Source organism: Deltaproteobacteria bacterium GWC2_55_46 (assembly GCA_001595385.3).
Lineage (GTDB): Bacteria > Desulfobacterota > GWC2-55-46 > GWC2-55-46 > GWC2-55-46 > UBA5799.
The window spans coordinates 26413-41818 of the sequence record LVEI03000002.1; the positions used below are offsets into that span (position 1 = coordinate 26413).

Genomic DNA, 15406 nt, shown 5'->3' on the forward strand with positions numbered 1-15406 from the left:
AGCCCGCACCCTAAGTTGTTGTATTGCAGAACCCGCCCCAAAATGATATTCTAAAACATACGCAAATCAACCAATTTCGGGCATAACGGACTTGTATTCCAAATATGAAAAGACTTCCACCATGGGCAAAAAAGACCCTCGGGCCCTCTGATAAGCTCCATGAGGTGAAATCCATCCTCCGGAAGAGGAACCTCCATACGGTCTGCGAGTCGGCCAGGTGCCCCAACATAGGCGAATGCTTCTCTAAGCCGACGGCCACTTTCATGATATTGGGGGACGTCTGCACCAGGACCTGCGGCTTCTGCTCGATAGATAAATCGGGCAGTCCGCTGCTGGTAGACCCCCATGAGCCGGCTAACATAGCCCTTGCGGCCTCCGAGATGAGACTCAAGCATGTGGTCATAACATCGGTCACCAGGGACGACCTTCCGGATGGCGGATCGGGGCAATTTGCCTTGACAATCAAGGCGGTTAAGGATAACATTTCGGGCATTTTAGTAGAGGTGCTGACCCCTGATTTCAAGGGGGAAAAAGAGGCGCTTTCGACCGTTCTTGAGGCCGGCCCGGATATCTTTAACCACAACCTCGAGACGGTCCCGTCCCTTTACCCCAGGGTAAGGCCGCAGGCAGACTACCAGAGGTCCCTTGAGGTCATCTGTTCTGCCCGTCGCCCGGGCATCTTGACGAAATCCGGCATAATGGTCGGCCTCGGAGAGACCGGGGAAGAGGTCAGGAGCCTTCTAAGGGACCTTAAGAGCGCCGGCTGCGACGCGGTGACCATAGGCCAGTACCTGAGGCCCACAAGGGAGAGCCTCGAAGTAGTGGAGTACGTAGAGCCGGAGGTCTTCAAGGAATACGAGGAGTACGGCAGAAGCATAGGCTTCCAGCACGTATACTCCGGGACTTTCGTGAGAAGCTCTTATAACGCTGAGAAGCTATTAAACAGGATATCAGACTGACTTTGAAAGGTGCGCGGGAAATGGAAGAGTTCCACAGGATAAAAAGGCTTCCCCCCTATGTCTTCAACATAGTGACGGATCTTAAGGTGGCCGCCAGGAAAAGGGGCGAGGACATCATCGACTTCGGCATGGGCAACCCCGACCAGCCGACCCCCGGACATATAGTCGACAAGCTCGTAGAGGCCGCCCACAACCCGAGGAACCACAGGTATTCGGCCTCAAGGGGCATATATAAGCTCAGGCTCGCCATAGCCGACTGGTACAAGAACCGGTTTAACGTGGAGATAGACCCTGAGACCGAGGCGGTGGCGACCATCGGCTCGAAGGAGGGGATAGCCCACCTTGCCCTCGCCATAATCGGGCCGGGGGACGTGGTCTTTGTGCCCAACCCCACATACCCGATCCACGCCTACTCGGTCATCATCGCAGGCGGCGACTTAAGGAGCATACCTTTGTTGCCGGGCGTCGATTTTTTCGATGAGCTGCAGAAGGCCGTAAAGCAGACCTGGCCCAGGCCGAAGATGCTGATAATAAACTTCCCCCATAACCCCACGACCCTGGTGGTAGACAGGGACTTTTTCGTAAAGATAGTCGACTTCGCGAAGGAGAACGACCTGATGGTCGTCCACGACCTCGCTTATGCCGACATCGTATTTGACGGGTACAAGGCCCCGAGCTTCCTCGAAGTACCCGGCGCCAAGGACGTGGGTGTTGAGTTCTTCACGCTCTCCAAGAGCTACAACATGCCGGGCTGGAGGGTTGGCTTCGCCGTGGGCAACAGGAAGATGATAGCCGCTCTCACCAGGATAAAGAGCTATCTCGACTATGGCATGTTCCAGCCGATACAGATAGCGGGCATCATAGCCCTTAACGGCCCGCAGGAGTGCGTCTCCGAGATGTGCAAGATATACGAGTCGAGGAGGAACGCCCTCATAGAGAGCTTCGGCAAGGCCGGCTGGGAGATAGAAAAGCCAAAGGCGAGCATGTTCGTGTGGGCCAAGATACCGGAGCCATTTGCCGCGATGAAATCCATTGAGTTCTCGAAGTTCCTCCTTAACAAGGCAAAGGTCGCGGTCTCACCCGGAATAGGCTTCGGCGAGTACGGCGACGATTACGTAAGGCTCGCCCTCGTAGAGAACGAGCACAGGGTGCGCCAGGCGGCCAAGTGCATAAAGAAGGCCTTCGAGTCTTCAGTCAAGCAGGTCATCGGATGATCACCTCCGAAAAAGAGAATGCCGTCATGAAAGATTCCATGGCGCTCCGCGCGATAAACGTCGGGCTCATCGGCTTCGGCACCGTTGGCACGGGTGTAGTGAAGGTCTTGAAGGAGAACGCCTCTGTCATAAGCAACAAGCTGGGGTGCGAGATCGTCCTTAAAAAGATAGCCGACAGGGACGTCAACCGGGACAGGGGCATAAGAGTTGAAGAAGGCGTCCTCACCACAGATGCCAGGGATATCATAAACGACCCGGATATATCGGTCGTGATCGAGCTGGTCGGAGGCACGGGCATCGCCAAGGACTTCATAATGGAGGCCCTCGAGCGCGGCAAGCACGTCGTCACTGCCAACAAGGCGCTTCTTTCGACGCATGGAAAAGAGATATTCACCAAGGCCGCCGAAAAGGGGGTCGACATAGGCTTTGAGGCGAGCGTGGGCGGCGGCATACCGGTAATAAAGGCGCTCCGCGAAGGGCTTGCCGCGAACAGGGTAGAGTCGATATACGGCATAATAAACGGTACCGCGAACTATATCCTCTCGAAGATGACCAACGAAGGGGGCAAGTTCGAGGACGTATTGAGGAGAGCCCAGGAGAAGGGCTACGCCGAGGCGGACCCAACCTACGACGTGGAGGGGATAGACACCGCCCACAAGCTCGCGATACTGATTAACCTCGCGTACGGGACGTACATAAGGATAGAGGACATCTATACAGAGGGCATATCGAGCATAAGCCAGCTCGACATAAAGTTCGCCAGGGAATTCGGTTACAGGATAAAGCTGCTTGCGATAACCAAATCGGTCGACGGGAAGATTGAGGCCCGGGTGCACCCGACCATGATACCGGCGAACCATCCTCTCGCGACCATTGACGGCGCCTTTAACGGCATCTATCTCAAGGGCAACGCGGTGGGCTCTGTGCTTCTGTACGGCATGGGCGCCGGTATGATGCCGACCGCGAGCGCGGTCGTGGCCGACATAATGGACATAGCGAGGAACATCTCCACGAACTCCCCACGCAGGGTCCCTCCGCTGTCATGCCCTGAAGAGGCGGTGAGGGCCGTTGAGCTTAAAAGTACGGAGACGCTTGAGATACCATATTACATACGCTTCCTCGCGATGGACAGGCCGGGTGCGCTGTCGAAGATATCGGGGGTCCTTGGCAAGCACAACATAAGCATATCTTCGGTCATACAGAGGGACAGGAAGGTAGGCGGCGCGGTACCGCTTGTGATATTGACGCATAACGCCCTTGAAAAGGAGCTCAGGGCCGCGATAGCAGAGATATCGACCATGGACATAATACACGACAAGATCGTCTACATAAGGATAGAGGAGAACCTTGGTGCAGCTAACTAGAAAAGGGCTTTGGGGCGGCGTCATTAGGGAGTTCAGGGACTTTCTCCCTGAGATAAGCGACGAGGCGATAACGACCCTCCTTGAAGGGAATACGCCCCTTATCGAGTGCGTAAACCTGAAGGACATATTCGGGGACCTGAGGCTGCTCCTTAAGTACGAGGGGCTCAACCCGACCGGCTCGTTTAAAGACCGCGGCATGACGATGGCGGTATCCAAGGCGAGGGAGGAGGGGGCAAAGGCCATCATCTGCGCCTCCACCGGCAACACCTCTGCCGCCGCTGCCGCCTACGCCTCAAAGGCAGGCATGAAGGCCTTCGTCCTCGTGCCGGACGGCTCTATCGCCATGGGCAAGCTCTCGCAGGCGATAATGCACGGCGCGCTTGTGCTGCAGATAAAGGGCAACTTCGACGAGGCCCTTCAGATCGTGAAGGAAATAACCGGCGACTATCCGGTAAAGATGGTGAACTCGATCAACCCGTTCAGGATAGAGGGGCAGAAGACAGGCGCCTTCGAGGTCTGCGAACACCTCGGGTATGCTCCGACCTACCACTTCCTCCCGGTGGGCAACGCCGGTAACATTACCGCCTACTGGAAGGGCTACAAGCAGTACCATAACGAGAACATAATCTCTAACCTGCCGAAGATGATGGGCTTCCAGGCAGAGGGCGCGGCCCCGATAGTCCTCGGAAGGCCCGTTGAGCACCCGGAGACGATAGCCACCGCCATAAAGATCGGCAACCCGGCGAGCTGGGACGGGGCGTTGAGGGCCAGGGACGAAAGCGGCGGTATTATAGATCTGGTAACCGACGCGGAGATACTCGTTGCATATAAGCTCCTCGCCTCACGTGAGGGCGTCTACTGCGAGCCGGCTTCAGCCGCCAGCCTTGCCGGGGTGATAAAGATGAAGAAGGAAGGGGTGTTGAACGACGGCGACACCGTCGTATGCACGCTCACCGGACACGGCCTGAAGGATCCTGATATAGCATTGAAATCGTCTGAGAAGCCTGTAAAGGTGCCGGCTGACACGAAGAAGATACTAAAGGTGATGGGTTTTTAATCCGTTTGTCGCGGTTCTGGTATAATCAGTACTGATCAACGGTTCAGCGGTTGCTGAAAAACACAGATTTTATTCAGGTTGCTCAAAAAGTTCCATATGCGAGGCCCCCGTTAAACCGGGGAGCGAGGAATGAGGCGTACTTTTTATGTACGCCGCAGTGACGAGCGACGAAGACAACGATGCAGATGGACTTTTTCAGTAGCCTGGAGCGGAAGAGAACTCGAATGAAATATATAATCTTGATAGGCGATGGCATGGCCGATAGCCCCATAGCCGAGCTCGGCGGTAAAACGCCGCTTGAATACGCGAAAACGCCCAATATCGATAGATTGGCCGGGGCAGGCAAGCTCGGCCTCTTCAGAAGCGTCCCGGATGGCTTCTCACCTGGAAGCGATGTCGCGAACTTAAGCGTCCTCGGCTACCATCCGGCAAAGTACTATACTGGCAGGGCCCCGCTTGAGGCCGCCTCCATCGGGGTAAAGCTCGGCCCCACGGATATAGCCTTCAGGTGCAACATGGTAACGCTCATCGAGAAGGACGGCGCTGCCATCATGGGAGACTATAGCGCCGGCCATATAACGACAGAGGACGCCAGCGAAATAGTCCTTGACCTCGACAAGGCCCTCTCCAATGAGGGTGTGCGCTTCTATCCAGGCACGAGTTACAGGCACCTTATGGTCTGGAAGGATGGGGCAAAGGATTTAAAGACCACCCCTCCGCATGATATCTCTGATAAGGCTATAGATAGCCATCTGCCAAAGGGCAAGGGCGCGGAGAAGCTCGTAAGGCTTATGGAGCTATCAAGAGCGGTACTAAAGGAGCACCCGGTAAATAAGAGAAGGGTGGCTGCCGGGAAAAAGCCGGCTACATCCATTTGGCTCTGGGGGCAGGGGAGCGCCCCGGCCATGCCTACGCTTAAGGAGAGGTTCGGAGTCGACGGGGCCATCATATCGGCGGTTGACCTCATGAAGGGCATAGGCATATACGCCGGGCTCGAGGTCCTGAAGGTCCCCGGGGCGACAGGCTATATAGATACCAATTACGACGGCAAGGCAGAGGCCGCCATCAAGGCTCTTGAGAAGGGTGACTTCGTTTGCGTCCATATCGAGGCCCCGGACGAGGCAGGGCACAACGGCAACTTGAAGGACAAGCTCCAGGCCATAGAGGACTTCGACGCAAAGATAGTCGGGCCGGTATTAAAGGGCGCTGAGCGCTTAGGCGATTACGTCGTCATGGTGCTGCCTGACCACCCGACGCCGATAGCCATAAAGACCCATACCCCTGACGCGGTCCCGTTCGTCCTCTACAGGAGCGGCATGTCAGGCGGCACGGTCAAGTATTGCGAGAGGAACGCCAAGGCTTCGGGCGTGGTCGTGGATGACTGCGCCGCCCTCGCCGAAGAGTTCTACGGAAAGGCCGAGAAGGCGCTCGCCTGAGAGGTTTTTAAAAGTCTCCATAAGGCCCGCAAAGAGCTTGCGGGCCTTTTTTACAGGATGGGTTCTTATCAGAGATGAGCCGTAAGATGAAAAAAGCCGGTTACGCCGTCCTCGCCTTTATATCCATTCTTGTAGTCCTTTATCTGGTCTTCATCCCAGGTGTCTCCAATCTCAAGAAAGAGAACCCGAAGAAGACCGCCATGATGGAGTACAGGGAGGCGGAGTGGGCGGCCAAGAAAAAGAAGCGGAAGATCTACCAGGTATGGGTGCCCTATTCCAGGATATCGCCTTACATGACCAAGGCGGTCATATTGGCGGAGGATGACAAGTTCTGGAGCCACGAAGGCTTTGACTTCGAGGCGATGCAGAAGGCCATTGAAAAGGACCTTAAGGCCGGCAAACTCAAAGCAGGCGGGTCTACGATAAGCCAGCAGCTCGCCAAGAACCTCTACCTCCGGCCGACCAAGTCGCCGGTAAGGAAGGTGAGGGAGGCTGTCATCACCTGGAAGCTCGAACGGACGCTCTCCAAGCGGCGCATACTTGAGCTTTATCTTAACGTGGCCGAATGGGGCGATGGGGTCTTCGGGGTGGAGGCCGCATCCCGCCACCACTTCGGCAAATCAGCCGCTGAGCTTACGCCGATGGAGGCCGCGAGGCTCGCCGTAGTGCTCCCTAATCCGAGGAGGCTTAACGCCTCGGGTACACAGGGCTTTGTCGATAGAAGGGCAAATCTCATCTATAGCATCATGGTCAGGCGCGGCATCGTGATACAGGAGTTTGAGGAGATCGAGGCCGAGCCAGCGATAGAGATCCCTGCCCAGCCAGAACAGGCGGCAGACCAGGGGCAGCCCGTTGAACCTGCCCCTGCGGATCCTTTAGAGGCAGATGCAGAGCCTGTACCTGCCCCTGAGCCTGCCTCACAGAGCTTTCCCAACCCTGGGACTGACGCCGTCCCGCAAGGGAATTGAAGTCCTGGCAAGTTCATCTCAAGACAATCATTTTCCCCTTGCCTTTCAAAGTGAGGGGATTTTTTTGTCTTTAAAATAGAACCCTCTAAGCCGCACGGCAGCGCGGAGAAAGGTTTTGAGAGAAAAACATATATTATTATCAAATAGTTACACAGGTTACCTCATGCTTTTTCTTCCTGCCATCATCCCATTGACATCTTAAGCAAGCTGGGCTATTATAGGGTAACATATATTACCCTATGGAAAACACACTTACATCACGGCAGAAAGAGATACTGGACTTCCTCCGTGGGTTCATAAGGGAGGCGGGCTACCCGCCTTCCTTGAGGGACATCTGTGCGAGGTTCGGCATAAGCGGGCCAAAGAACGCGGCAAAACACCTCGACGCGCTCGTGAAAAAGGGCTTCATAAAAAGGGCGGCCGGGGCCTCGCGGGCTATAGAACTGCTCGACCCGTGGATACGGGACGGTGTTTCCATCCCTATAGCCGGAAGGGTCAGGGCAGGCGCCCCACAACAGGCTGTCGAGGATATCATGGGCCATGTCGTGCTCGACGAGCGCTTTTTCAAGTGCAGGGAGGCATTTCTCCTTAAGGTGGAAGGGGAGAGCATGGTCGGCGCCGGGATATCAGACGGGGACTTCGTTGTCGTCCGCCCACAGCCGGATGCCCTGGATGGAGAGATAGTCGTGGCCCTCGTAAATAACGAGGCGACGGTCAAGAGGTTTTCGAGGAGCGGCAAAAAGATGATATTAAAGCCGGAGAACCCGACGATGGCGCCTATCGAAGTATGCGAGGGGAACGAGTTTTCTATCGTGGGCAAGGTCATATCGGTAATAAGGCGGCTTGAGAGATGAAGCTCGGCGAGCCTGTAAAGGTCGTGGCGGTCTTTGACAAGGGGCTTAAGCCAGCCAAGTTCAAGTGGCGCGGGCGCGTATACGGTATCAAGGATATAACCTATACCTGGGCCTCCAGGGACGGGAGCGCCAAGATACTCCATTTCTCCGTCTCCGACGGTTCATCCCTCTACGAGCTTGCCTACAACCAGTCTACGCTCAAGTGGTCCCTTGAAGAGGTCCTGCCGTGACGCCCGTTATAATGCACGTCGACATGAACGCCTTTTTCGCCTCGGTCGAGCAGCAGGCCAACACGTCCTTGCGCGGGAAACCGATAGCCGTCATAGGCTCGGCGCAGAGGACGGTGGTGACGACCGCCTCATACGAGGCCAGGAAGTTCGGAGTAAAGACCGGGATGAACAAGGCCGAGGCAAAAAGGGCCTGCCCGCCGCTCATATTCGTTATCGGGGACAACAGGAAGTATATGGATACCTCCGTATGTATGCTGGAGATATTGAAGTCGTTCTCCCCGAAGGTCGAGGCATACTCGATAGACGAGGCCTTCGTCGATATAACCGGCTGCTCATCGGCCTTCGGACCTCCGTCAGTTATCGCGGCCTCGGTGAAGGCACGGATAAGGGCGGAGATAGGTAGCCTCCTTACCTGCTCGGTAGGCATAGCCCCAAATAAGCTACTCGCAAAGCTCGCTTCTGACATGAAAAAGCCCGACGGCCTGGTAATAATCGGCGAGGAGGATGTGCCTTCTCTCCTCGAAGGGCTGCCCGTCGGAGAGCTCTGGGGTATAGGCCCCAGGCTTACCGCGCAGCTCAACGCCATGGGTATAGCGACCTGCGGAGAGCTCGGAAGGGCACCGGCCAGTATCCTCAGGGAGCGCTTCGGCATAATAGGCGAGAGGCTTAAAGATATGGGGCAGGGGATATACGGAAGCGTGGTGGTCCCGATAGGGCAGGAAGAGGAGGCCAAGAGCGTGGGCCATTCGATGACACTGCCGGCCGACGTAGCCGACAGGGCGGCCATAAGGAAATACATACTCAAGCTATCTGAGATGGTCGGCGCCAGGGCGCGCGAGCATAATTTAAAGGGCAGAAAGGTCTGCCTTACGGTGAGGTATCCTGACTTTTATACCTTCTCAAGGCAGAAGACCCTTGCAGAGCCCACCAACGACACGCGCGCCATATATGCCTGGGTCCTTGGCATACTGGAGGCGATACGCTTGAGGACGGCTGTGCGGCTCCTGGGTGTTTCGATATCGGATATGGTCAAATCCAGCCTGCAGATACCGCTTTTCGAGGAGGACCGCGCTCGCGAGAGGCTCCTTTCGGCCATGGACGCGGTGAACAGGTCTTTCGGGGGATCGACCATTACATGGGCAACGCTCCTGGAGGAGGACCCCTGGGAGGAAAGGAGCGGTGTCATCTCGCCGTCCTGGAGGCCTGAGGGTGTAAAAAGGGTGAACGTGAAGTGATCACAGGGAACCTTAAAAAATTGTTTTTTACCCAGAAAGACGGCTTTGCTTGTAAAACGATTTTACCCCGAGCCCCGGTTTTTCGTAAGCCGGATTGACAACCCTGAAAACTGTGTTAAAGTTTTTTCAGGCGCGACTCACTGGAAGAGTTGTTGCTGTTCCCCCTCCTTGGCCGGGAGTCTAATAGACTCCCGGCCCTTTTATTTTGTCCATTAAAAAACCCTCTTTAAAACTTAGGGTATTCCTTTGCCAAACCGTCTGTTTTTATGTTATATTATACAATTGACATACAAAGCTGGTAAAAAGGAGATTGCAGGCAAATTGGAAAGCAAGGAAAAGAAGGGTTTTAACGATTTCAGCTTATCAAGCGAGGTCCTGAAAGCGATCGGCTCGATGGGGTTTGAGGAGCCTACCCCGATACAGGCAAAGACGATACCGGTGCTCCTTGCGAATAAGGACATAATAGGACAGGCACAGACCGGTACAGGAAAGACGGCGGCCTTCGGCATACCGATAGTCGAAAAGATAGAGCGGGGGCTTAACGCTGTTCAGGCTATAATACTCGCCCCCACAAGGGAGCTTGCCATACAGGCTGCCGAGGAGATGAATAAGCTCGGGGCGTTCAAGAGGGTCCACGCGTTGCCTGTCTATGGCGGCACCTCGATAGAAAGGCAGATAAAGGCCCTCGCCAAGGGGGTCCATGTGGTCGTAGGCACGCCGGGCAGGGTGCTCGACCACATCGAGCGCAAGACCCTCAAGCTCAAGGACGTAAAGATGGTCGTCCTTGACGAAGCGGATGAGATGCTCGATATGGGCTTCGTCGACGACATCACCAGGATATTGAAGGAGACCCCGGATAGCAGGCAGACGCTCCTTTTCTCGGCCACCATGCCGGAAGAGGTCCTGAGGATATCCAAGCGCTACATGAAGACCCCTGAGCGCATACGCATAGCCTCCGACACGCTCACGGCCTCCAAGATAAAACAGATAGTCTACGAGGTCAGGAACTCTGATAAGCTGGACGCGCTTTCAAGGCTCATCGACTTCGACGCCGAAGGGATGTTCCTCGTATTCTGCCACACCAAGAGGGAAGTCGACGAGGTAGTGACTCACTTGAGGCTCCGGGGCTACGATGCTGACGCCATGCACGGGGACTACACCCAGGCTCAGAGGGAGGCGGTCCTCAAGAAGTTCAGGGCATCAAAGGTGGACATACTCGTGGCGACGGACGTCGCCGCGCGCGGCCTCGATATAAGCAACATCTCCCACGTGGTAAACTATTCGATACCCCAGAACCCTGAATCATACGTGCACAGGATCGGGCGCACGGGAAGGGCCGGCAGGGAAGGGATCGCCATAACCTTCGTCACTCCAAGGGAAGACCGCCAGCTCCGGCAGATACAGGCCGCCTCGAAGGCCGTTATAAAAAGGGGCAAGCTCCCAAGCAGGGAAGAGGTCATGGGCGCGAGGATAACCTCGCTTGAAGAGAAGATAAACGTATTCATCGACGACAAGGGCTTCAACAAGTTCCTTGCCCTGGCCGAGCGGCTCTCCGAGAAGATAAAGCCGGTCGAAGCGCTGGCCGCGCTCCTTAAGTTCCAGTTCGAGGGCTTTGAAAAGCCTTCCGCCGAGCAGCCTGAGGCCGTTTCATTGGACGATACCGGCGCCTCTCCGGGTATGGCAAGGCTGTTCCTGACCATCGGCAAGGAACAGGGGGTAAGCCAGGCCGATATCATAACCGCCATCTCAAAGAAGGCTGACCTTCCCAGGCAGCAGATAAAGAAGGTAAGCATATTCGATACGTTCACCTTTGTCGAGGTGCCGAGGAACACGGCTGAGAAGGTCATCGAGTACCTGCACCGCTCGATAATCTCCGGAAGAAAGGTCGCCGTGGCGCCGGCAAAGCCCAAGGCTTTCGGGAGATAAGGGCATCCGCATCCAACAAAAAGGCCCTGGTTTCCCAGGGCCTTTTGTTATTTCACCCAGTCTTTTTCCTGAAAAGGTTCTTGAGGAAGGTGATCCCCTCAGCGAAGACCGAGGCGATATCAGGCGAGAATATCTCGAATACATTCTCCTCAATGACCGCCCGATCCGGGTCGAACACAAGCTCGTCAAAGGCCTGGAGCACTTCGTTGCCGGCCAGATACGGGCTTAATGAGTGACGCTGTATGCGGTATACTTTTGTATCCGCCAGAGAGTCCAGGTAGTCGACCAGCCGCCTGTTCCTTCCGAGCCTCCGTCTGTCTACACCTTCTCCCGGTCCGATGAACTCCATCAGCAGGCCGGTCCTGAAACGCCTTATCGACCTCAGGAGCTTTAAGTCCCGGAGCGAGCATGCCTCCCATGAGATATTCAATTCAGTATCGAGGCCCATGGACCTGTTCGTGCCATTGGCCGAACCGATCGTCAGGAACCTGTCGTCCACTATCATGAGCTTTGAATGTATGTATACCGGCACCTCTTCGCCTGCCTCGTCGAAGGCGGTAGAGTAGTAGACCCCGAAGGAGTGCCCCATGCGCCTGGCCGTCTGCCTGAGCACGCTCAGTATGCGCGATTGCAGGAGACCGATGGATATCGTCTCGACGAGGGCGTTCTGTTTTTTCGGGAGCATTATCACTATATTGAGCCTCGGGGCGGATATGTCCTCCATCCTTTCGGCAAGGGCGCGGTATATGGCGTGGGAGCTTAAGTACTGGGTTTCGATGTAGATGAGCCGTTTCGCCGACCTTATGGCGTCTATGTAGAGGGCGCGTATCTCTTTTACCGGCTCAAGCTCCTTTATGAATGTCTTCCCCTGGGTCCTGCTGAGGGCGGCGCGGCGCGCCGATATCTCCGAGCCGATGCCGCGCTGCAGATAATCGCCTTCCAGCGGCGCTTTGAGGCCGGGGGCAACTCCGGTAGTTACTTTCCAGCGCGCCTCGAACATCTTTGAGATGGTCAGAACGAGAGGGCCGGTGAAGTAGGCCTGTATGTCGTGGTACGGGCCGTAATGGCCGCCGTCAGGGTTTATCCTGTCGGGGTCAGTGGCGAGGTGGGCCCTGGTGTCCCATCTTCCGGCGCAGATGTCCATGCCGCCAAGGAAGGCTATTGTACCGTCTATCACGACGTATTTCTGGTGCTGGCTCGCTCCTATGGCGTGCTTGTCGTCGAAGCGGAAGTGAAGGCGTTCGCTGGTGGACCAGTTGAAGACCAGCTCCTGCATCCATTCGCGCTCGTGCATGAAGATAAGGCTGAAGTCCCAGGCGAGTATGTAGACCCTTAGCTCCGGGTTCTTCCTGCAGAGCAGGTCCAGGAACCTGAGCATCCTTACTTCGCGCCTCGCGTGCCGGGCCTCTGCCCCGCGCAGGAGCTGTACCTCGCTGTCGAACTGCCATCCAGAGATAATTATGTACTTCCGGGCCTTGAGGGCAGCGCGGTAGAAGGCGGTGTAGTACTCGCCGCCGTCCACGTAGACGCCCGCTTCATTGACGCCAGAGTTCTCAAAGCAGTTGCGGCCGGGCTTCAGTATCCTGGCCCACATTTTAGTACCTCCGGAAAAAAAACTTTTTCCGTCAGGTGATCTCCAGCTCGGCGATAAGGGGGAGGTGGTCTGAGGCCTTTGCGGTGAGCCCGTTCCTTGGGACGTTAGTGTCCAGGACCAGGACCTCCTGGCTTGTGAAGATATGGTCTATCCGTACCACGGGGCAGCGGCTCGGGTAGGTCTTCATCGGGCGCTTGCCCTTGAGCGACATCTGGGCGTCCCGCAGGAGCTGCCTGAACCTGCGGTAGACCGATGATATGGGCAGCGTGTTGAGGTCGCCGCATACCACAAGAGGAGGGTTGCAGGACGAATGCGCCGCCCATTTGGCTCCCAGCAGGGCCTCCGCCTGTGCGAGCCTTTCCCTCCAGTTGTGCCCGAAGTGCGTGTTTATTATCTGTATCTCCTTATCCCCGACCTGGACCGCGGCCCAGAGCGCCCCCCTTCTCTCAAAGGGACGGAACCACCATGGCGCCGGAAGGGCCCCTGCCTGCACCAGCCTCAATGGATAACGGCTCAATATGGCGTTCCCGTAGTGCCCGCTCTGTATCTTTATAGACGGGTAAAAATGGAAGTCCATATCGAGATGCTTCGCTATCTCTTCGGCCTGATGCCTGTGTTTCGTCCTCGCCAGGCCTGCGTCAAGCTCCTGCAAAGCCACGACGTCAGGTTCATATTTCGCGATAACGTCGGCTATCCTGTAAGTCGAGACTTCACCGTCCGAGCCTGTGCAGCTGTGGACGTTATACGTCATTATTCGGATAGTGTCTTGGCGCGGCATCTACTGCTACTTTAATTATAGGGTATCGCGGCAGAAACTCAACCGGGAGGAGGCTGGCTGATTAAGAGGGGGAGAGGAATAGAGAAACGTCTGCCATTTTTATTTAGAAAAGAATTATATCACGGCGCGCCAGTACATGAAAATTTTTTTACGCAGTAACAACGGGCCACTGGCCTTTCCATGGCCCCGAAGCCGGGCCCCGTCCTTTTAAGCATAATGGTCCTGAGAATCTCCGCCCTAACAGGATGTTGAAAAAGCCCATCCAGGACTTTTTCAACTACGATTTGGCCTGAGTGAATCAGTCCAAATTTTACAAATTGCTCGGCTTTTCAAGTCTCGCAATTTGGCAATCCGTCCATGGATTGCATTAGGAGGCTGTTTTTCAACAGCCTCCTAATGCGCCGTTTCGAGCAGAAGCTTCTTCATCTACATACCCTTGACAAAGCTGAATCCTGATATAAGTTTAGAAGAAAGAAAGCTTCGACTTGAGGAGGGCTTGAGCCGCTTTATCCGCGATTCCGTTGTGGTTTGAATGTTTCCTTTTCCCGCGGTCCGTCTGCAAGAGCTTAGCCGAAAAAACAGGTCGTTTTACCGTGCCTGGTCCCTCTTTGGATTTAGGCGGCAGGTTAAATATGGCCTCGTTCCTGGCACGACCATGTGGGAGGTGGCTTGTGAAAAATATCCTGATAACCGGAGGGGCCGGGTTCGTAGGCTCGCATCTGGCAGATGAGCTCCTTGGGCGCGGCTACAAGGTAAGGGCCCTCGATTCATTGACCGAACAGGTACACGGCCCTGAAAAGAAAAGGCCTGAGTATCTCTCGCCTGAAGTGGAATTGATCGTCGGGGATATCCGGGACCGTGAAGCGGTGCGCAAGGCGCTCGAAGGGATGGATGCCGTAGTGCATCTCGCCGCCGCCGTTGGCGTCGGACAGTCGATGTACATGATAGAGGACTACGTAGATGTGAATTGCAGGGGGACGGCTGTCCTCCTTGAGACACTCATAAAAAAACCTGTTGAAAGGCTCGTTACCGCCTCCAGCATGAGCGTATACGGAGAGGGATCGTACCGGACCGAGGAAGGGGTCGCGGTCCAAGACGCGGCAAGGATGGTCGAACAGTTGAAGGCACGGGAGTGGGAGCTTAAGGACGCTGCCGGGGAAAGGCTCACTCCCGTGCCCACGCCCGAGTCCAAGCCGCCTTCCATATCATCGGTCTACGCCCTTACAAAATACGATCAGGAGAAGATGTGCCTCGTCACGGGAAGGGCGTATAACATGCCGGTCGTGGCGCTCAGGTTCTTTAATGTCTACGGCCCGAGACAGGCCTTCTCTAACCCATATACAGGCGTGCTCGCCATATTCTCCGCAAGACTGATGAACGGCAAGCCGCCGCTTATATACGAGGACGGCATGCAGATGAGGGACTTCGTAAACGCGCGCGACGTTGCCAGGGCATGCAGGCTCGCGCTGGAATCTCCGGCTGCCGCGTATGCCGCCATTAACGTAGGTTGCGGAGAAAGCTATTCCATAATAGAGATAGCCGGGAGGTTGGGAAAGGTCTTCGGCAAGAGAATAGCGCCTCAGGTCACGGGCAGATACAGGGTCGGGGACATCAGGCACTGCTTTGCCGATATAACGCTCGCGAAAAGCCTTCTGGGGTATGAACCAGAGGTAACCATGGCCGACGGGCTCATCGAGCTTGCGGCGTGGCTCGAAGGCAAGGCCGCATGCGACCGTGTCGCCGAGGCCTGTGAGGAGCTTGCGAACCGGGGCCTTACAATATGACAGGACA

At 55.8% G+C, this 15406-nt stretch carries 13 protein-coding genes; 11 read left to right on the top strand and 2 right to left on the bottom strand.

The features are described 5' to 3' along the window. Positions 1-104: 104 nt before the first annotated feature. From A2V21_312470 to A2V21_312515, 10 genes are all read left to right on the top strand, one after another. Positions 105-959, top strand: a complete 855-nt coding sequence (locus A2V21_312470) for a lipoyl synthase (GenBank protein ID OIJ72660.1) — start codon at positions 105-107, stop codon at positions 957-959. A gap of 20 nt (positions 960-979) precedes the next feature. After that, positions 980-2173, top strand: coding sequence for an alanine transaminase (locus tag A2V21_312475; protein ID OIJ72661.1), 1194 nt, complete (start codon positions 980-982; stop codon positions 2171-2173). 38 nt (positions 2174-2211) lie between these two features. Further along, a complete protein-coding gene (locus A2V21_312480; GenBank protein OIJ72767.1) occupies positions 2212-3537 on the top strand; it encodes a homoserine dehydrogenase in 1326 nt (441 codons plus the stop codon). Further along, positions 3524-4594, top strand: a complete 1071-nt coding sequence (locus A2V21_312485) for a threonine synthase (protein OIJ72768.1) — start codon at positions 3524-3526, stop codon at positions 4592-4594. The genes A2V21_312480 and A2V21_312485 overlap by 14 nt, the downstream gene beginning before the upstream one ends. 224 nt (positions 4595-4818) lie before the next feature. Continuing rightward, positions 4819-6030, top strand: a complete 1212-nt coding sequence (locus tag A2V21_312490; GenBank protein ID OIJ72662.1) for a cofactor-independent phosphoglycerate mutase — start codon at positions 4819-4821, stop codon at positions 6028-6030. Between the two features lie 86 nt (positions 6031-6116). After that, positions 6117-6998 (top strand): monofunctional biosynthetic peptidoglycan transglycosylase, encoded by an 882-nt coding sequence (locus tag A2V21_312495; GenBank protein ID OIJ72663.1) that lies wholly within the window; start codon positions 6117-6119, stop codon positions 6996-6998. Between the two features lie 239 nt (positions 6999-7237). Further along, on the top strand, positions 7238-7852 hold the full coding sequence (locus A2V21_312500; protein ID OIJ72664.1) for a repressor LexA: 615 nt from the start codon (positions 7238-7240) through the stop codon (positions 7850-7852). Then, on the top strand, positions 7849-8082 hold the full coding sequence (locus tag A2V21_312505; GenBank protein ID OIJ72665.1) for a hypothetical protein: 234 nt from the start codon (positions 7849-7851) through the stop codon (positions 8080-8082). The genes A2V21_312500 and A2V21_312505 overlap by 4 nt, the downstream gene beginning before the upstream one ends. An 11-nt stretch (positions 8083-8093) precedes the next feature. Next, positions 8094-9317 carry a DNA polymerase IV gene (locus A2V21_312510; GenBank protein ID OIJ72769.1) on the top strand — a complete coding sequence of 408 codons (1224 nt, stop codon included), beginning with the start codon at positions 8094-8096 and terminating at the stop codon, positions 9315-9317. 321 nt (positions 9318-9638) lie between these two features. Then, positions 9639-11243 carry an RNA helicase gene (locus A2V21_312515; protein OIJ72666.1) on the top strand — a complete coding sequence of 535 codons (1605 nt, stop codon included), beginning with the start codon at positions 9639-9641 and terminating at the stop codon, positions 11241-11243. 52 nt (positions 11244-11295) lie between these two features. On the opposite strand, the gene A2V21_312520 is transcribed toward A2V21_312515, so the two are convergent. Continuing rightward, complete coding sequence (locus A2V21_312520) at positions 11296-12837, bottom strand: hypothetical protein (GenBank protein OIJ72667.1); 1542 nt, start codon at positions 12835-12837, stop codon at positions 11296-11298. A 31-nt stretch (positions 12838-12868) separates the two neighbouring features. Continuing rightward, positions 12869-13615: a hypothetical protein gene (locus A2V21_312525; GenBank protein ID OIJ72668.1), complete on the bottom strand. Its 747-nt coding sequence runs from the start codon at positions 13613-13615 to the stop codon at positions 12869-12871. 632 nt (positions 13616-14247) lie between these two features. Between A2V21_312525 and A2V21_312530 the strand changes: the two genes are divergently transcribed. Next, positions 14248-15399, top strand: coding sequence for a nucleoside-diphosphate-sugar epimerase (locus A2V21_312530; GenBank protein ID OIJ72669.1), 1152 nt, complete (start codon positions 14248-14250; stop codon positions 15397-15399). Positions 15400-15406 lie beyond the last annotated feature (7 nt).